The 17200-nt window shown below is 73.9% G+C and carries 19 protein-coding genes; 9 read left to right on the forward strand and 10 right to left on the reverse strand.

Features of this window, described 5'->3' with window-relative positions; genetic code table 11:
• The first annotated feature begins 33 nt into the window (after positions 1 to 33).
• On the forward strand, positions 34 to 723 hold the full coding sequence (locus AB0O40_RS20715; RefSeq protein ID WP_365043454.1) for an AzlC family ABC transporter permease: 690 nt from the start codon (positions 34 to 36) through the stop codon (positions 721 to 723).
• Positions 720 to 1028 carry an AzlD domain-containing protein gene (locus tag AB0O40_RS20720; protein ID WP_365043457.1) on the forward strand — a complete coding sequence of 103 codons (309 nt, stop codon included), beginning with the start codon at positions 720 to 722 and terminating at the stop codon, positions 1026 to 1028. The genes AB0O40_RS20715 and AB0O40_RS20720 overlap by 4 nt, the downstream gene beginning before the upstream one ends.
• On the opposite strand, the gene AB0O40_RS20725 is transcribed toward AB0O40_RS20720, so the two are convergent.
• Complete coding sequence (locus AB0O40_RS20725) at positions 997 to 2022, reverse strand: hypothetical protein (protein ID WP_365043460.1); 1026 nt, start codon at positions 2020 to 2022, stop codon at positions 997 to 999. The two genes, AB0O40_RS20720 and AB0O40_RS20725, sit on opposite strands and share 32 nt — an antisense overlap.
• 78 nt (positions 2023 to 2100) lie before the next feature.
• On the opposite strand from AB0O40_RS20725, the gene AB0O40_RS20730 reads away from it, so the two are divergent.
• Both AB0O40_RS20730 and AB0O40_RS20735 read left to right on the forward strand, forming a co-directional pair.
• Positions 2101 to 2295: a DUF3046 domain-containing protein gene (locus AB0O40_RS20730; RefSeq protein ID WP_365043463.1), complete on the forward strand. Its 195-nt coding sequence runs from the start codon at positions 2101 to 2103 to the stop codon at positions 2293 to 2295.
• A 175-nt stretch (positions 2296 to 2470) separates the two neighbouring features.
• Positions 2471 to 3514 (forward strand): AI-2E family transporter, encoded by a 1044-nt coding sequence (locus AB0O40_RS20735; protein WP_365043521.1) that lies wholly within the window; start codon positions 2471 to 2473, stop codon positions 3512 to 3514.
• Positions 3515 to 3541: 27 nt separating this feature from the next.
• On the opposite strand, the gene AB0O40_RS20740 is transcribed toward AB0O40_RS20735, so the two are convergent.
• A complete protein-coding gene (locus tag AB0O40_RS20740) occupies positions 3542 to 4342 on the reverse strand; it encodes a LysR family substrate-binding domain-containing protein (RefSeq protein WP_365043466.1) in 801 nt (266 codons plus the stop codon).
• A 148-nt stretch (positions 4343 to 4490) separates the two neighbouring features.
• Here AB0O40_RS20740 and AB0O40_RS20745 point away from each other — a divergent pair, with 148 nt between their 5' ends.
• From AB0O40_RS20745 to AB0O40_RS20760, 4 genes are all read left to right on the forward strand, one after another.
• Positions 4491 to 4889 (forward strand): DUF5997 family protein, encoded by a 399-nt coding sequence (locus tag AB0O40_RS20745; RefSeq protein WP_365043469.1) that lies wholly within the window; start codon positions 4491 to 4493, stop codon positions 4887 to 4889.
• Positions 4890 to 5195: 306 nt separating this feature from the next.
• Positions 5196 to 6308, forward strand: a complete 1113-nt coding sequence (gene recA / locus AB0O40_RS20750; RefSeq protein WP_365043472.1) for a recombinase RecA — start codon at positions 5196 to 5198, stop codon at positions 6306 to 6308.
• Positions 6309 to 6310: 2 nt separating this feature from the next.
• Entirely contained in the window at positions 6311 to 6949 is a 639-nt protein-coding gene (recX, locus tag AB0O40_RS20755; RefSeq protein WP_365043475.1) for a recombination regulator RecX, read from the forward strand.
• A 214-nt stretch (positions 6950 to 7163) separates the two neighbouring features.
• Positions 7164 to 9710 carry an ABC transporter permease gene (locus tag AB0O40_RS20760; protein ID WP_365043477.1) on the forward strand — a complete coding sequence of 849 codons (2547 nt, stop codon included), beginning with the start codon at positions 7164 to 7166 and terminating at the stop codon, positions 9708 to 9710.
• A gap of 62 nt (positions 9711 to 9772) precedes the next feature.
• Here AB0O40_RS20760 and AB0O40_RS20765 read toward each other — a convergent pair whose 3' ends face one another.
• From AB0O40_RS20765 to AB0O40_RS20800, 8 genes are all read right to left on the reverse strand, one after another.
• Positions 9773 to 10183, reverse strand: a complete 411-nt coding sequence (locus tag AB0O40_RS20765; protein ID WP_365043479.1) for a rhodanese-like domain-containing protein — start codon at positions 10181 to 10183, stop codon at positions 9773 to 9775.
• Complete coding sequence (locus AB0O40_RS20770) at positions 10180 to 10716, reverse strand: cysteine dioxygenase (protein WP_365043524.1); 537 nt, start codon at positions 10714 to 10716, stop codon at positions 10180 to 10182. The genes AB0O40_RS20765 and AB0O40_RS20770 overlap by 4 nt, the downstream gene beginning before the upstream one ends.
• Positions 10717 to 10795: 79 nt before the next feature.
• Positions 10796 to 10882, reverse strand: coding sequence for a putative leader peptide (locus AB0O40_RS20775; protein ID WP_365043527.1), 87 nt, complete (start codon positions 10880 to 10882; stop codon positions 10796 to 10798).
• Between the two features lie 139 nt (positions 10883 to 11021).
• Positions 11022 to 12614: an FAD-dependent monooxygenase gene (locus AB0O40_RS20780; protein ID WP_365043482.1), complete on the reverse strand. Its 1593-nt coding sequence runs from the start codon at positions 12612 to 12614 to the stop codon at positions 11022 to 11024.
• Positions 12615 to 12768: 154 nt separating this feature from the next.
• Positions 12769 to 13677, reverse strand: coding sequence for an amino acid ABC transporter permease (locus AB0O40_RS20785; RefSeq protein WP_365043484.1), 909 nt, complete (start codon positions 13675 to 13677; stop codon positions 12769 to 12771).
• Positions 13674 to 14348, reverse strand: a complete 675-nt coding sequence (locus AB0O40_RS20790) for an amino acid ABC transporter permease (protein WP_365043487.1) — start codon at positions 14346 to 14348, stop codon at positions 13674 to 13676. Before AB0O40_RS20790 ends, AB0O40_RS20785 begins: the two co-directional genes overlap by 4 nt.
• A gap of 80 nt (positions 14349 to 14428) precedes the next feature.
• Positions 14429 to 15259 (reverse strand): glutamate ABC transporter substrate-binding protein, encoded by an 831-nt coding sequence (locus tag AB0O40_RS20795; protein WP_365043490.1) that lies wholly within the window; start codon positions 15257 to 15259, stop codon positions 14429 to 14431.
• A gap of 125 nt (positions 15260 to 15384) precedes the next feature.
• Positions 15385 to 16170, reverse strand: coding sequence for an amino acid ABC transporter ATP-binding protein (locus AB0O40_RS20800; RefSeq protein ID WP_365043493.1), 786 nt, complete (start codon positions 16168 to 16170; stop codon positions 15385 to 15387).
• Positions 16171 to 16491: 321 nt separating this feature from the next.
• On the opposite strand from AB0O40_RS20800, the gene AB0O40_RS20805 reads away from it, so the two are divergent.
• Entirely contained in the window at positions 16492 to 17199 is a 708-nt protein-coding gene (locus AB0O40_RS20805; protein WP_365043496.1) for a response regulator transcription factor, read from the forward strand.
• Position 17200 lies beyond the last annotated feature (1 nt).

Here is a 17200-nt window from a genome sequence, read left to right on the forward strand (position 1 = left end):
GCCGGGGGCGGCGCGGGGCCGGGGCGCGGGGCGGTGGTGCGTGACGGGCTGGGCGTCGGGGTGGCCGTGGGGCTCTCCGGGTTCGCCTTCGGCGTCACCGCCGCGGGGGCCGGGCTGAGCGTCGCCCAGGCCTGTGCGCTGAGCCTGCTGGTCTTCACCGGCGCCTCGCAGTTCGCGCTGGTCGGGGCGCTGGCGGCGGGTGGGAATCCGCTCACCGCCGCGGCCGGGGCCTTCTTCCTCGGGACCCGCAACGCCTTCTACGGGCTGCGGCTGTCCCAGTTGCTGCGGCTGCCGCGCGCGGTGCGGCCGTTCGCCGCGCATTGGGTGATCGACGAGACCACGGCCGTGGCGCTGGCGCAGCGGGACCGGCGCTCGGCCCGGCTCGGCTTCACCGTCACGGGCCTGTCGCTCTACGTGCTGTGGAACCTCACCACCCTGCTCGGCGCCCTGGGCGCGGAGGCCATCGGGGACCCGAACGCCTGGGGTCTGGACGCGGCCGGCCCGGCCGTCTTCCTGGCCCTGCTCGCGCCCATGCTGAAGACCGCCACCGAGCGGGCGACGGCCGTCCTCGCGCTGGTCCTCGGCCTCGGGCTGCTGCCCGTCCTGCCGGCCGGCGTCCCGGTGCTGGTCGCGGCGCTGGCCGCGCCCGCGGTGCTGTACCTCAAGGGACGGGGCGCGGCCGGCCGCGCCCCGTCCGGCCCGACCTCAGGAGACCTCCGGTGAACGTCTGGATCGCCATCGCCGTCACGGCGGCCGGCTGCTACCTGCTGAAGCTGGCCGGGCTGTTGGTCCCGGCCGGCGCCCTGGAACGGCCCGCGGTGCGGCGGCTCGCCGCCCTGCTGCCGGTCGCCCTGCTGGCGGCCCTCACCGCCCAGCAGACCTTCAGCACCGGCCACGCGCTGGTGTTCGACGCCCGGGCGGCGGGGCTCGCCGCGGCCGGCGTCGCGCTGCTGCTGCGGGCCCCCTTCCTGCTCGTGGTCGCGGCGGCGGTGCTGGTCACCGCGGGTGTGCGGGCCCTGGGCGGCTGACCCCGGCCTGTTCCGGCCGGCCGGGCTGCCCCGGCACGCCCCGCGGCGCCCCGTCGGTGCCCGGTGCCGCCCCGGCGGGCGGGCCGACCGGCCGGCCGTGGGCGCGCAGCGTCAGCAGCGCCTCGATCGTCGCGATCGGCCGCCGCTCCAGGCTGCTGCCCGGCGCCCAGGCCCGGCGCCGCACCGGCCACCCGCCGTCCTCCTGCTGCCCGGCCGCCAGGAAGTCCAGCGAGCGGGCCAGCTCCTGGTCCGTGAACCAGCCGCGGGCCAGGGACTCCGGCCGGCGCACGAAGTCGTGCGGGAAGAGCCGCTCGCCCGGGGCGTAGCCGGCCGCCGTCGGGTACTCGTCCTGCCGCGCCGGATCGAGGACCACCAGCCGGCCCTCGCGGGCCAGCCTTCCCAACCGGTCCGCCGCCGCCAGCGCCCGGGACCGGTCCGGCGCGCCGTCCAGGAAGTCGACCGCGGCCTGGAGCTCGTACGGGTGGGTGTGTCGCAGCGTCTCGATCCGGTCCCAGCAGAAGTCGGTGGCCCGGAACAGCCAGGCGTGCCAGACCCGGTTGCGGTGCAGCGTCCCGACCACCGGACCGGTGGTGAGCAGTTCGCTCGGCGGGTCGTCGGAGACCGGGTGGTAGGGGGCCACCGGGTGGTCCCGGGGCCCCGGGCGCAGGACGGGCAGGGCGCCGTCGGGGGTGGAGACCTGCGTCAGGTGGCGGCACAGGCGCTCGATCCGCTGGCCCGCGCACCGGCCGAGCGCGTCGAGCACCCGCAGCGCGTGGACGGTGTGCAGGGGCTGGCTCTCCGGGCCGCGCAGGTCCGGGTCGAGGGCGTGGCCGTAGCCGCCGTCGGGGTTGAGGTACGGGCCGAGGGCCGCGTCCACCGGATCGGCGGGGCCGCCGAGGAAGTGGTAGGCGAACCGACGGCGTTCCAGGATCCGGGCGGTGAGCCAGACGAACCGCTCCGCGCGGGCCAGGGGGGATGCTTCGTCACCAGGCATGCACCGACCGTAGGGCGCCGGGCGGCGCCGGGCGGGGACGACGGCGGTGGTGCACCCCGGGGGCGGGATACTGGAGTCATGCGGTTGACGATTTTCTGGGAGCGGATGGCCGACCACTTCGGCGCCGGGTACGCGGACTCCTTCGCGCGCGATCACGTGATGACGGAACTGGGCGGCCGTACCGTCCACGAGGCGCTGGACGCCGGCTGGGAGGCCAAGGACGTGTGGCGGGCGGTGTGCGCGGCCGTGGACGTGCCGGGCGAGAAGCGCTGACCTTCGTCCGGGTGGGGGACAACCGAGACATATGCGGGAGACTTGCGGGGTGTCAGCCACGCATGAGACCGACCAGCCAGAACACCCGTCCCGCCCCGGCCCGGAGCCGGCCGCCGACCCCGGCGACCCGCCGTCGCCCGCGGCGGTCCCCGGCCCCCGGCCGGCGCCGCCCCGGATGCCGCGCTGGCTGCCCCGTGCCGTGGTGCTCGTGCTGGCCCTCTACGCCTGCTTCCAGCTCGGCAGCTGGGCCTTCCACCAGCTGATCGGGCTGCTGCTGAACGTCCTGATCGCGTTCTTCCTGGCGCTGGCCGTGGAGCCGGCGGTGAGCCGGATGGCGGCCCGCGGGATGCGCCGGGGGGTGGCGACGTTCCTGGTCTTCCTGGGGGTGCTGCTCTTCGCGGTCGGCTTCATGGTGCTGCTGGGCTCGATGCTGGCCGGGCAGATCGTCGACATGGTCGAGGACTTCCCGCGCTCGCTCGACTCGGTGATCGAGTCGATCAACACCACCTTCCACACCGACCTGTCCCGGCTGGCCATCCAGGACAGCCTGCTGCACTCGGACTGGCTCCAGAAGTACGTGCAGAACAGCGCGAGCGGGGTGCTGGACGTCTCGGCGACGGTGCTGGGCGGCCTCTTCAAGCTGCTGACCATCGGGTTGTTCTCGTTCTACTTCGCGGCCGACGGGCCCCGGCTGCGCCGCGCGCTGTGTTCGGTGCTGCCGCCCGCCCGGCAGTCCGAGGTGCTGCGGGCCTGGGAGATCGCGGTGGCCAAGACCGGCGGGTACCTGTACTCCCGCGGTCTGATGGCGCTGGTCTCGGCGGTCGCCCACTATGTGGTGCTGGCCGTGCTCGGCATCCCCTACGCGCCCGCGCTCGCCATCTGGGTCGGCCTGGTCTCGCAGTTCATCCCGACCATCGGCACCTACCTGGCGGGCGCGCTGCCGATGCTGATCGCCTTCACCGTGAGCCCCTGGCACACGGTGTACGTGCTGGCCTTCGTGGTGATCTACCAGCAGTTCGAGAACTACGTGCTGCAGCCCAAGCTGACCTCGCGGACGGTGGACATCCACCCGGCGGTGGCCTTCGGCTCGGTGATCGCGGGGACGGCGCTGCTCGGTGCGGTCGGCGCGCTCATCGCGATCCCGGCGGTGGCGACGCTGCAGTCGTTCCTGGGGGCGTACGTGAAGAGGTACGAGGTCGCGGACGACCCCCGGGTGTGAGCCGGGGCCCGTCCGAGGGGTGACGGTTCAGGAGCGGCGGCGGGGCTTGCCGCCGGCCTGGCCGCCGCGCTTGGCGGCGCCGCCCTTGGCCGCGGGGCGGCCGCCGGCCCGGGCGGGGGCCTTGCCGCCCTGGGCCTTGCCCTGGCCCTTGGACTTGTTCTGGGCCTGGCCCTTGGGCTTCTGCTTGTCCTTGGCCTTGTCCGCGGCGGGGGTCTGGGTACGGCCCCGGGAGCTGTTGACCGTACGGCCGCGGACGATCCCGATGAAGTCCTCGACGAGGTCGGTGGTGCGCTCCTCGGGCCACGAGAGGGCGACGCCGGACTGGGGCGCGTCGGTGAGCGGCCGGTAGGTCAGGTCCCGGCGGTGGTGCAGGCGGGCCAGGGACTGCGGGACCACCAGCACGCCCACGTTGGCCGCGACCAGCTCGATGGCGTCGGCCGTGGTGGCCGGGCGCTCGATCGCGGGGCGGCCCGGCGGCTGCTCCCAGCCGATGGTGTCGTCCAGCGGGTGGAAGACGACCTCGTCGGCGAGGTCCTCGGCGGTCACTTCCTCCACGGCCGCGAAGAGGTGGTCCTTGGGGACCACGACCACGGTCGTCTCGGTGTACAGGGGGATGGCGCTGAAGTACGCACGGTCCACCGGGAGCCGGACCAGACCGGCGTCGGCCGCGCCGTCGCGGAGCACCCCGGGGGCCTCCGCGGCGCTGACCGCGACCAGTTCGAGGGGGGTACCGGGAAGGCGCTCCTGCCAGACCCGCACCCATTTCGCGGGGGTCACGCCCGGGACGTACGCGAGCCGGAACGAGGGGGTTGCATCCGAGCCTGTCACCCGGCCAGGTTACCCGGGCCCGGCCGGGGGTGACGCACGTGCGTCCGGGCGCCGCGGGGCCCCGGGACGGGTCCGGGGGCGGCCGGGCGTGACGTACCCGTCCCCCGACATGGTCCGCGGGGGTGCGGGCGCTCGATATTCTTGAGGCATGACGTCGCACCAGAGCCCCCAGACCATGAAGCCCGCCACGGCGGCCAAGAAGCTGGGTGTGTACCTCGAGGCCACCCCCGCGGAGTTCCAGGAGGGTGTCGTCTCGCGCGACGAGCTCAACAAGCTCCAGGCCGAGCCGCCGGCGTGGCTGGTGGAGCTGCGCCGCAGCGGTCCGCACCCGCGCCCGGTGGTCGCCGCCAAGCTCGGCGTCTCCATCTCGGGCCTGGCCCGCGGCGGGGTCACCGAGGCCCTGACCACGGAGCAGATCGAGGCCCTGAAGCAGGAGAACCCGCAGTGGCTCCAGCAGGAGCGCGCCACCCAGGCCGACGTCCGCAAGGAGTCGGTCCGGATCAAGGAGATGCAGGCCAAGAAGGCCGAGCGGACCGCCCGCGGCTGACCCGCCGCCCCCTCCTTCCGACGCCCGCCCTCCCGGCCCCCCGGGACGGCGGGCGTCCGCGCGTCCGGGCTCCTTCGCCGACGCCCGCTCAGAGCCGGAGGTGGGGGCGGAAGCGCGGGTTCCCCGCGCCGCGTGGCGGCTTGACATGGAAATCGAACATCTATTCTCATGGGGGATCCGGCCTTGGGATTGCTGGGGTTTTCCCCGGTTATCCACAGCCGGAAGGGGCGTGGAGGCGCATTGTCAGTGGCAGGGGTTAGCGTCTTTCACGTGAAGCGATCGACTCAAGCATCCCGGGTGGAACCCATGGCAGGCACCGACCGCGAGAAGGCGCTGGACGCCGCGCTCGCGCAGATTGAACGACAATTCGGCAAGGGCGCGGTCATGCGCCTCGGCGACCGGCCGAACGACCCCATCGAGGTCATCCCCACCGGGTCGACCGCTCTGGACGTCGCCCTCGGCGTCGGCGGGCTGCCGCGCGGCCGCGTGGTCGAGGTCTACGGCCCGGAGTCCTCCGGCAAGACGACCCTGACCCTGCACGCCGTGGCCAACGCCCAGCGCGCCGGCGGCACCGTCGCCTTCGTCGACGCCGAGCACGCCCTCGACCCCGAGTACGCCAAGGCGCTCGGCGTGGACACCGACAACCTGATCCTGTCCCAGCCGGACACCGGCGAGCAGGCGCTGGAGATCGTGGACATGCTGGTCCGCTCCGGCGCCCTCGACCTGATCGTCATCGACTCCGTGGCCGCCCTGGTGCCGCGTGCGGAGATCGAGGGCGAGATGGGCGACTCCCACGTCGGCCTCCAGGCCCGTCTGATGAGCCAGGCGCTCCGGAAGATCACCAGCGCGCTCAACCAGTCCAAGACCACCGCGATCTTCATCAACCAGCTCCGCGAGAAGATCGGCGTGATGTTCGGCTCGCCGGAGACCACGACCGGTGGCCGCGCGCTGAAGTTCTACGCCTCCGTCCGCCTGGACATCCGCCGCATCGAGACCCTGAAGGACGGCACCGACGCGGTCGGCAACCGCACCCGCGTCAAGGTCGTCAAGAACAAGGTCGCGCCCCCCTTCAAGCAGGCCGAGTTCGACATCCTGTACGGCCAGGGCATCAGCCGCGAGGGCGGCCTGATCGACATGGGCGTGGAGCACGGCTTCGTCCGCAAGGCCGGTGCCTGGTACACGTACGAGGGCGACCAGCTCGGCCAGGGCAAGGAGAACGCCCGCAACTTCCTGAAGGACAACCCCGACCTCGCCAACGAGATCGAGAAGAAGATCAAGGAGAAGCTGGGCGTGGGCGTCCGCAAGAGCGACGCCGAGCCCGCCGCCGAAGCCCCCGCCGCCGACGCGGACGACGCCAAGACCGTGCCCGCCCCGGCGAGCAAGGCCAAGGCGGTCAAGGCCAGCCCGGCCAAGGCCTGACCGTGTGGGCCGCAGGACCCGGGGACGGCGAAGGGCCCGCCCCGCGGGGGGCCGGGCGGGCCGGGCAGGGGCCGCCGGGCCGCCGGGCGAGGGCCGAGAGGTCCGATCCGGACCGGGGAGCGACGGGCTCCCCGGAGCGGGGGACCCCCGAGGAGCAGGCGCGGGCCATCTGCCTGCGCCTGCTCACCGGGAGTCCGCGCACCCGCAAGCAGCTCGGGGACGCCCTGCACAAGCGGGGCATTCCCGAGGAGGTGGCGCAGGAGGTCCTGTCCCGCTTCGAGGAGGTCGGCCTGATCGACGACGCCGCCTTCGCGGGCGCCTGGGTGGAGTCCCGGCACCACAGCCGGGGGCTCGCCCGCCGGGCGCTGGTGCGCGAACTGCGCACCAAGGGCGTCGAGTCGACGCTGATCGACGAGGCGGTGGCCGGGCTGGACTCCGAGCAGGAGGAGGAGACCGCCCGCGAGCTCGTCGACCGCAAGCTCCGCTCCACCCGCGGGCTGGAGCGCGACAAGCGGATCCGCCGGCTCGCCGGGATGCTGGCCCGCAAGGGCTACCCGGAGGGCATGGCGCTGCGCGTGGTGCGCCGCGCACTGGAGGAGGAGGGCGAGGACACCGAGGACCTGGGGTACGGGTACGAGTGACCCGCCGGGGCCGGAAGGCCCGGGTCCCGGGCCCGCCGCGGGCCCGTCCCACCGGCCCGCCCCGCTCGCCCGGCGGCCCGCGCGAGCGCCCGTACCGCCGCGTCCACCAGGGGAGTTGACGGCCACCGGTGCTCGGGGGTGGGGCTAGCCCCCGGGCGGATCGGGCGGGGTGCTCCACTGACCCGGAGGGGTGCCCGGGGCGAGGGTGGGGCACATGATGCTGCGTTACGCCCTCCTGAGCGTCAGGGACCGCAAGGCCGGTTTCCTGGGCGCGTTCACCGCCTTCCTCTGCGCGGCGGCACTGATCACCGCCTGCGGGTCCCTGCTCGAGACCGGACTGCGCGGCACCATCGGCACCGAGCGCTACGCCGCCGCCCCCGTGGTCGTCTCCGCCGACCAGAACGTCCACCGGACCACGGTCAAGCACAAGGGCAACGGCAAGACCAAGGTCAAGCACAAGGCCAAGCCGGTCGCCGAGCGGGCCTGGCTCGCGGCGGAGGTCCCCGACCTGGTCCGCGCCCTGCCCGAGGTCGGCCGGGCCGTGCCCGAGCTCACCTTCCCCGCCGCCCCCCGGCTGAAGGCCCCGGCCGGCCCGCCCGCCTACGGCCACGCCTGGGACTCCGCGGCCCTGACCCCCTTCGCCCTCACCGCCGGCCGGGCCCCCCGCACCGGCCGTGAGGTGGTCGTCGACCGGGAGCTGGCCCGCCGGGCCGGGCTGCACCCGGGCTCCCCGCTCACCGTCCAGGCCGGCACGGCCCCCCGGACGTACACCGTGAGCGGTGTCGCCGCCGCCCCGGGCGCCGGGCTGCCCCACCAGAGCGCGCTCTTCTTCAGCTCCGCCGAGGCCCGCCGGCTCTCCGGCCGCCCCGCCGGCACCTACACCGCCCTCGGTCTGACGCCCGCCCCCGGCACCACCCCCGCCGCCCTGAGCGCCGCCGTCGCCAAGGCCCTCCGGGGCACCACCGCGCAGGTCAGCACCGGCGAGGACCGCGGCCCGGTGGAATTCCTCGACGCCGCCGGCGCCCGCATCAAGCTGGTCTCCATGGGCGGCTCGATGGCCGGCACCGCCCTGCTGGTCTCGGTCCTCGTCGCCTCCGGCACCCTCGCCCTGGCCGTCCGGCAGCGGCAGCGCGAACTGGCCGTGCTGCGCGCCATCGCCGCCACCGCCCGGCAGATCCGCAAGCTGCTGGTGACCGAGGCCCTGATCGTCGCCCTGGCCGGCGGCGTCCTCGGCGCCCTCGCCGGACTGCCGCTCGGCGCCTGGCTGTTCGGCCGGTTCGCCGAGGCCGGGGTGGTCCCGCCGACCCTCGCCCGCACCGCCGGGATCTTCCCGATGATCGCCGCCGTGGCCGTCACCCTGCTCGGTGCCTGGGCCGCGGCCCGGCTCAGCGCCCGCCCGCTCACCCGCATCAGCCCCGCCCGGGCGCTCACCGAGGCGAGCCTGGAGCGCACCAGGCCCGCCTGGGGCCGGATCGCCGTCGGACTGCTGCTCGCCGCCGCCGGCGCCGTGCTGGTCGCCGTCCTCTCCGTGCTGCGCACCGAGCCCGCCTCCACCCCGGTGACCTTCCTGACCGTGATCGTGCTGGCCGGGGCGATCTCGCTGCTCGGCCCGCTGCTGGTCCGGGGCGCCGCCCTGCTGCTCTCCGGTCCGCTGCGGCTCTCCGGCCCCAACGGCCGCCTGGCCGCCGCCAACCTGCGCGGCAACGCCACCCGGATGGCCTCCGCGGTCGCCCCCATCGCCCTGCTCGTCGGCATGACCTGCACGGTGCTCTTCGCCCAGCCCACCCTCGGCGACGCGGCCCGCACCCAGGCCCGGGAGGGCATCACGGCCGGCTGGGTGCTGGCCGGCGATGGCCCGGGCGTGCCGGCCGCCGCCGCGGCGAAGCTGCGTACCGTACCGGGCGTCACCGCGGTCACCGAGGTGGTCACCACCCAGGTCCGGGTCGGCCTCACCAAGTACGCCGCCCAGGGCGTCAGCCCCGCCGGTCTCACCAGGACCTGGGACCCGCAGGTCACCCGGGGCTCGCTGGCCGGCTTCGGCCCCGGCCGCGCCGCGGTCAGTGAACTCGCCGCCGACCAGCTGGGCCTGGCGCCCGGCAGCGAGCTGACGGTGAACCTGGGCGACGGCACCCCGGCGACCGTGACGGTGGCCGCCGTCTACGCCCGGGGCCTGGGCTTCGGGGACCTCACCCTCGACCACGCGCTGGTCGCCGCCCACGTCGACGACCCGTCCTCGCCCGCCGTCTACGTCTCCGCCCGCCCCGGTGCCACCCGGGCCCGGCTGACCGAGGCCCTGGCCGGCTTCCCGGGCGTGCGGGTGCTCACCCCGGCCGCCGCGGACTCCGTCCGGGCGGCCCGGCAGGAGGCGGGCGCCGAGATCAACCTGATCGCGATGGGGCTGGTGCTCGCCTTCACCGCCATCTCCGTGGTGAACACCCTGGCGATGACCACCGGCGAGCGGATCCGCGAGTTCGCGATGCTGCGGCTGTCCGGGGCCACCCGCCGCCAGGTGCTGCGGATGCTGCGCATCGAGGCACTGTCCGTGCTGCTGATGGGCGGGGCGCTGGGCACCGGCGTGGCGGCGGCGGTGCTGACCGCCTTCAGCGTCGGGATGACCGGGCGGGCGGCGCCCACCGTGCTGCCCCTGGCCTACGCGGCCGTGATCGGCACCGCCGGCCTGCTGGCGCTGGTCGCCACCGCCGTACCGGGCCGGCTGGCCCTGTCGGTCCGGCCGGTGGAGGCCGCCGCGGCCAAGCAGTAGCGGCCCCGGCCCCGCCACCACCGCCCCCGCCCCGGCTCGTCCGGAGCGGGGGCGGCCGGGTCTCAGGTACCGCGCGGCTCCGGGGCCAGGACCGGCAGGCCGGCCGCCCGCCAGGCCTGGAAGCCGCCGACGAGATCGGTGGCGCCGGGCAGCCCGATGCGCTGGAGGGATTCGGCCGCGAGGCTGGAGGCGTAGCCCTCGTTGCAGACGACGATCACGGTCAGGTCGTGGCCGGTGGCCTCCGGGAGCTTGTGGCTGCCCAGCGGGTCCAGCCGCCACTCCAGTTCGTTGCGCTCCACCACCAGCGCCCCCGGGATCAGCCCGTCCCGCTCCCGCAGCGCCTGGTAGCGGATGTCCACCAGCAGCGCGCCCGCGCGGGCCGCCTCCTGTGCCTGCCGGGCGTCCACCCGGTCGAGCCCTTCGCGGACCCGCTCCAGGAAGGCGTCGATGCCCGGGCCGTCGGCGGCGCTCACTGCCAGTCCGCCGGACGCTCGACCTGCTCCAGCCGCAGCAGGGGGCCGGTCCGCGAGTAGCGGCGGATCAGCGGCAGCGGCGGGTGGTAGGCGTGGACGGAGACCGCGTGCTCGGCCGCCGACTCGTTGAGCACTTCGTGGACGTGGTGTTCCCCGAAGGCCCGGCCGCGGCCGGCGGGCAGCTGCCGGCTCCGGTCCACGTCCCCGTCCAGCTCCAGGCTCCGCCACCCGCCGGACGGCAGCCGGACGGCCAGCGAGTGCTCGGTCAGCCGGCCGGCGGCGGTGGCGAAGGCGCCCCGGGACTCGGCGTGGTCGTGCCAGCCGGTACCGCTTCCCGGCGGCCAGCCGATCAGCCAGGCCTCGCTGCCGCCGGGGCCGTCCAGCCGTACCCAGGTACGGCCCTCCGGGTCCAGCGGCAGGGCGGCGATCAGCTCGGGGTCGGCGGCGGTGCGCAGGGCGAAGTCGAGGAGTTCGGCCGCCGTCGGGCCGTCGCCGGGGTGTCCGTCGGACGGGGCGGGGGCGTGGGAGGGCAGCGTGGCGCGGGAAGACACGGGGGGACCGTCCTGGAGGTTCGCGTGGGGGCGCGCCGACGGGCGCGCGGGAAGGGGCGAATCAGCGGGACGGCCGACAGACGCAGCCCGCGAAGCGGAGGAGGTCCATGTGGACCCTCCGCCAGAGGCGTACGTCGAGGCCGGTCATGTCCGGGAGTACACCACGGATCTTGAGTACCGGTCAATCGGTCTTTTCGCGGCGCGCCGGGGGCCGGGACGGCCGGAACGCCGGGTGCGCGCCGGCAAGGCGGGTCCGGACCGCCGGGTGTCCCCGGCGGTCCGGAGCCTCACTCCGCCGCGTGTGCCGCCGGGGCCGCCGGGGCCCGGTCGTCGGTGCCGGGCGGGCCGCCGCGCAGGGCGTCGGCCGCCGCGTAGAGCTCGGCCGGCCGGACCCCGCCGAAGGCCCCGACCAGGTGGCCGTCCGGCCGGACCAGCAGGACGGTGTGGGCCGCCGCGCCCGGGTACTCCTCGGCCACCAGCAGCTCGGCGCGGACCGGCAGGGCGCTGACGGCCGCCGCCAGCCGGGGCATCAGCCCGGCCTGGAGCCAGTGCCGCCGGTCCCACACGCCGGTGCCCGGGGCCACCAGGACCACCAGCAGGCGGCCCGCCCCCAGCCGGTCGCGCAGCGGGACGGTGGTGCCGTCGGGGGCGGTGACCCGGACGTCGGTGACGGGTGCGCCGGGTTCCGTGGCGGTGGGTACGGTCCCCTCGGCCGGCGGCGGGGCCAGCGGGGAGCGCGCGTACCCGGGCGCGGCGCCCAGCGGGCCGCGGCCCAGGTGCGCGTCCGCGAGCAGGGCGGCGTTGGCCCGCCCGGAGCCCGGGACCAGCACCCGCAGGCCGCCCGAGGAGCGCAGTGCCGGCATCGCCTGGTCGGCGGCGCGCAGCCGGGCGGCGACGGCGGTGCGGCGCTCGGCCTGGTAGCTGTCGAGCAGGGCGGGGGAGGCGCCGTGGTGCCAGGCCAGGGCCAGCTTCCAGGCGAGGTTCTCGGCGTCCCGCAGCCCCTCCTCGACGCCCTGGGTGCCCAGTGCGCCGAGCAGGTGCGCGGCGTCGCCGGCGAGGAAGACGCGGTCGGCCCGCCAGCGCCGGGCCAGCCGGTGGTGGAGGGTGTACACGCCCGTGTCGAGCAGGTCGTACCCGGGGGTGGTGCCGCCGCACCAGCCGGCGAGGGTGTCCCGGATCCGGGACACCAGCACGTCCGGGGTGACCAGGTCGCCGCGCGGCGGGAGCAGCCAGTCCAGCCGCCACACCCCGTCCGGCAGCGGCCGGGCGGTGACCTCCTCGGGGGGTGCCCGGTGCAGCAGGGCCTCGTCGGGCCAGGGGAGTTCGGTGCGCAGCGCGGCCACCGCGTGCCGTTCGACGGCGGTGCGGCCGGGGAAGCGGATGCCCAGCAGCTTGCGCACCGTGGAGCGGGCGCCGTCGCAGCCGACCAGGTAACTGCCGCGCCACCAGGTGGTCTCGGCGCCGCGGGTGTGCGCGGTGACGCCGCGCGGGTCCTGTTCGAGGGTGTCGAGCCTGCTGTCGGTGATCAGCTGGACCAGCGGGTGGGCGTGCGCGGCGTCGCGCAGCCCGCGGGCGAGCGCGTGCTGGGGGATGTGCAGGGGGGCCGGCCCGCCCGGCTCCAGGGCCGTGCGCACCGGCTCCTGACGGCGTCTGAGGGTGCGCCAGGCGGTCCAGCGGGCGCCCTCGTCGCGCAGGGTGGTGCAGCCGAGCCGGGCGGCCATGGCGGCGGTCTCCGGATGCAGCACGAGGGTCCGGGCCGGCCGCGGCTCGTCCTTGCCGGGGCCTTCGTCGAGTACGACACAGGGAACGCCCTGGCCGGCCAGGGCCAGGGCGAGGGCGAGCCCGACGGGCCCGGCGCCGACGACGATCACCGGGTCCATGATGCGGCCCCGATGGTCCGAAATGTGATCACAGAACGTATGCAACCCACTGCGCGTGCTTGCGTCAAGTGACGCAAGCACGCGAGGGCCCGTGTGGTGCGCGGGGGAGGGTTCCGCGGCACCACACGGGCCTGATCGGGAAGGTGACTGCGGGTCAGGCGCCGGGGCCCAGGTACTCCCCGGTGGCGCTGGGCGCGCCGGCCGCCATCTCCACGCTCTCGCCGCCGACCACGGCGCCGGTGCTCTTCTTGGAGCGGCGCAGCCGCCGCTCGAGCCAGGCTGCGGCGCTCGTGAGCGCGAAGTTCACCAGGATGTAGAGCAGCGCGATCACGACCAGGGTCGCGATGGTGTTGGCGCCGTAGTTCGCCGGGATGGTGCGGTAGGCGGAGAGCAGGTCCTCCACGCCGAGCAGGGCGCCGCCGAGCGCGGTGTCCTTGAGGATCACCACGAGCTGGCTGACCAGGGCGGGCAGCATGGCGGTCACGGCCTGCGGGAGCAGGATGCTCGTCATGTACTGGCCCTTGCGCAGGCCGAGCGCCTTGGCGGCGTCGGTCTGGCCGTACGGCAGGGAGTGGATGCCGGCCCGGACGATCTCCGCGATGACCGTGGCGTTGTACAGGACCAGGCCGGTGACCACGGCGTACAGCGGCCGGATCTCGGAGCTGAGGCCGGTGTACTCCACGTACAGCTGGAAGCTGAACATCATCAGCATCAGGACGGGGATGGCACGGAAGAACTCCACGACCGCGCCGACCGGGATGCGCACCCAGCGGTGCTCGGAGAGCCGGCCGATGCCCAGCAGGGCGCCCAGCGGGAGGGCGATGACGATGGACAGGGCCGCCGCCTTCAGGGTCTCGCCCAGGCCCGGCAGCAGGAAGGTCGTCCAGACGTTGCCGTCCTCGACGAACGGCGTCCACTTGGCCGCGTCCAGCTCGCCCTTGTCCGACATCACCGACAGCACCCAGGCCAGGGCGCCGCAGAAGACGACCGCGAACAGCACGGTGTACAGGAGGTTCCGGCGCCGGGCCTTGGGGCCGGGCGTGTCGTACAGCACGGAGCTCATCGCTTCACCGCCATCCGCTTGGCCAGCTGGCCGAGGATCAGGCCGACTGGCAGGGTCAGCACGATGAATCCGAACGCGAAGACCGCGAAGACGGCGAAGATGGCGTCGGATTCGTTCTCGAGCATGGTCTTCATGAGGGTCGCGGCCTCGGCCACGCCGATCGCGGCGGCCACGGTCGTGTTCTTGGTGAGCGCGATCAGGACGTTGGCGAGCGGTGCGATGACCGCCCGGAAGGCCTGCGGGAGCACGATGAGCCGCAGGACCTGGGTGAAGCTCAGCCCCAAGGCGCGGGCCGCCTCGGCCTGGCCCGGCGGGACGGTGTTGATGCCCGCGCGCAGCGCCTCGCAGACGAAGGTGCCGGTGTAGGCGATGAAGCCGAGGACCGCGAGCCGGAAGCCCTTCTGCTCGAAGGTGTCACCGGCGAGGGTGACGCCCAGCGTCTGGCCCAGGCCCAGCGAGCAGCCGATGATGATCAGCGTCAGCGGGGTGTTGCGGACCACGTTGACGTATGCGGTGCCGAAGCTCCGCATCAGCGGGACCGGGCTGACCCGCATGCCGGCGAGGATGGTGCCCCAGATCAGGGACCCGGCCGCCGACCACAGGGTCAGCTGCACCGTCACCCAGAAGGCGCCGAGCAGGTCGTACTGCGGATTGTCTAGAAAATCGAACACGTCGTTGCCCTGCGCTCTCCTCAGGATGGCCGTCGGGGCACGCCGCCGGTGGCAGGCCGGCGGCGGGCCCCGTCAGTGACTCAGCTGCCCTCGGTGATCTGCGGGGCGGGCTCGTTCTTGTAGTTCGCGGGGCCGAAGTTGGCCTTCACGAACTTGTCCCAGGAGCCGTCCTTGACCATGTCCTTGAGCGCGGCGTTGATCTTGGTCTGGAGGTCCTTGTCGCCCTTCTTCAGACCGATGCCGTAGTTCTCGTTGCTCAGGTTCAGGCCGACCAGCTTGAACTTGCCCTTGAACTGCGGCTGCGCGGCGTAGCCCGCCAGGATCGAGTTGTCCGTGGTCAGCGCGTCCACGGCCTTGTTCTCCAGGCCGGTGATGCACTCGGAGTAGCCGCCGACCTGCTGGAGGTCGGCCTTGGGGGCCAGCTTCTCCTTGACGTTCTGCGCGGAGGTCGAGCCGGTGACCGAGCAGAGCTTCTTGTTGTTGAGGTCCGCGGCCTTGGTGATCGTGTTGTCGTCGGCGCGGACCAGGAGGTCCTGGTGGGCCAGGAAGTACGGGCCCGCGAAGTCGACCTTCGCCTTGCGCTTGTCGTTGATCGAGTAGCTCGCGACGATGAACTTCACGTCGCCGTTCTGGAGCAGCGTCTCGCGCTGGGCGGAGGGCGCCTGCTTGAACTCGATGTCCTTCTCGGCGTAACCGAGCTTGCCCGCGACGTACTTGGCGACGTCCACGTCGAAGCCGGTGAACTTGCCGTCCGGGGTCTTCAGGCCGACGCCGGGCTGGTCGAACTTGATGCCGACGACGATCTTCTTGCCGCCCGAGCCCGAGTCCTTGTCGTCGCTGCCACAGGCGGTGGCGCTCAGCGCCAGGGCGATGACGACCGCGGCGGCCGCGCCGGCCTTGGAAACCTTCATGGTGAACTTCCCTCGGATGAGACGTTGTTGGCGAGTGCGTTGACTGCGAAACGCGTGGTGCCGCGCGCCGCCGGGCCGGGCCCTGCTGCGGCGCACTGAGCGGATCAGTACCAGACCGGTGACGGTCAGTGGTGGAGGATCTTCGAAAGGAAGTCCTTGGCGCGGTCGCTGCGCGGGTTGTTGAAGAACTGGTCGGGCACGGCCTCTTCGACGATCTTGCCGTCCGCCATGAAGACCACCCGGTTGGCGGCCGACCGGGCGAAGCCCATCTCGTGGGTGACCACGACCATGGTCATGCCCTCCCGGGCGAGCTGCTGCATGACCTCCAGCACCTCGTTGATCATCTCCGGGTCGAGGGCCGAGGTGGGCTCGTCGAAGAGCATGACCTTCGGGTCCATCGCCAGCGCCCGGGCGATCGCCACGCGCTGCTGCTGACCGCCGGAGAGCTGCGCCGGGTACTTCTCCGCCTGCGTGCCGACGCCGACCCGGTCCAGCAGGGCGCGGGCCTTCTTCTCGGCCGCCGCCTTCTCGGTCTTGCGGACCTTGATCTGACCGAGCATCACGTTCTCGAGCACGGTCTTGTGCGCGAACAGGTTGAACGACTGGAACACCATGCCGACGTCCGACCGCAGCCGGGCCAGCTCGCGGCCCTCGTCGGGCAGCGCCTTGCCGTCGATGGTGATGGTGCCGGAGTCGATCGTCTCCAGCCGGTTGATGGTGCGGCACAGGGTCGACTTGCCGGAACCCGAGGGGCCGATGACCACCACGACCTCGCCGCGGGCGATGCTCAGGTCGATGTCCTGGAGTACGTGCAGCGCGCCGAAGTGCTTGTTCACGCCGCTCAGTACGACCAGGTCACCGGCGGCCGGCACGGCGTCCTGCGGTCCCTCGGTCACCGATTCTCCGCTCATCGGGATCTTGCTCCGTCCTCCTCGGTTGCAAGGACATTAATGAGCCCGTGAGCGCAGCGTCATCACATCTGAGCGGAAATTGAGCATAACGATAAGGACTCGGCTGACCACGTAACGTGAGCGATCCGGGTGTACTCGTACCGGGTGCATAACGGAAGACGCGCCGGAGCGGAAGCCCCTTGACGTGGGCCGTCCGATCCGCGTGGATGCATGGTGGCCACATGCGCGACGGGTGCGATTCACCTGTCCCGGGCCGCACACGACCAGGCGCCCACCACGCGCCACCAGGCAAGACCTGCCGAGATCCGGAGAGGGGGACCGATGAGACTGCTGCTCGTCGAGGACGACGACCACGTCGCGGCGGCCCTGTCCGCGATTCTGGCGCGGCACGGTTTCCAGGTCACGCACGCCCGCAACGGCGAGGAGGCCCTGCAGGCGCTGCTGCCCGCGGACGCACCGCCATTCGGCGTAGTGCTGCTCGACCTCGGACTGCCCGACCAGGACGGGTACGAGGTCTGCGGCCGGATCCGCAAGCGCACCTCGATCCCCGTGATCATGGTGACCGCCCGCTCCGACGTCCGCTCCCGCATCCACGGGCTGAACCTGGGCGCCGACGACTACGTCGTCAAGCCCTACGACACCGGCGAGCTGCTGGCCCGGATCCACGCCGTCGCCCGGCGCCGCAGCGGTTCCGGCGAGGAGGCCGGCGGCCGCGGCGCGGGCGAGGCGGACCTGGTCCGGCTCGGCCCGGTCGCCGTCGAGCTCGCCACCCGCCGGGTCACCGTCGACGGCGCCGAGGTGCCGCTGACCCGCAAGGAGTTCGACCTGCTCGCCCTGCTGGCCCAGCGCCCCGGCGTGGTCTTCCGGCGCGAGCAGATCATCAGCGAGGTGTGGCACACCAGCTGGGAGGGGACCGGGCGCACCCTCGAGGTGCACGTCGCCTCGCTCCGCTCCAAGCTGCGGATGCCCGCACTGATCGAGACCGTCCGAGGCGTCGGCTACCGGCTGGTCGCCCCGGCCGCGGCGTAGC

The organism is Streptomyces sp. NPDC089919 (assembly GCF_040684615.1).
GTDB lineage: Bacteria > Actinomycetota > Actinomycetes > Streptomycetales > Streptomycetaceae > Streptomyces.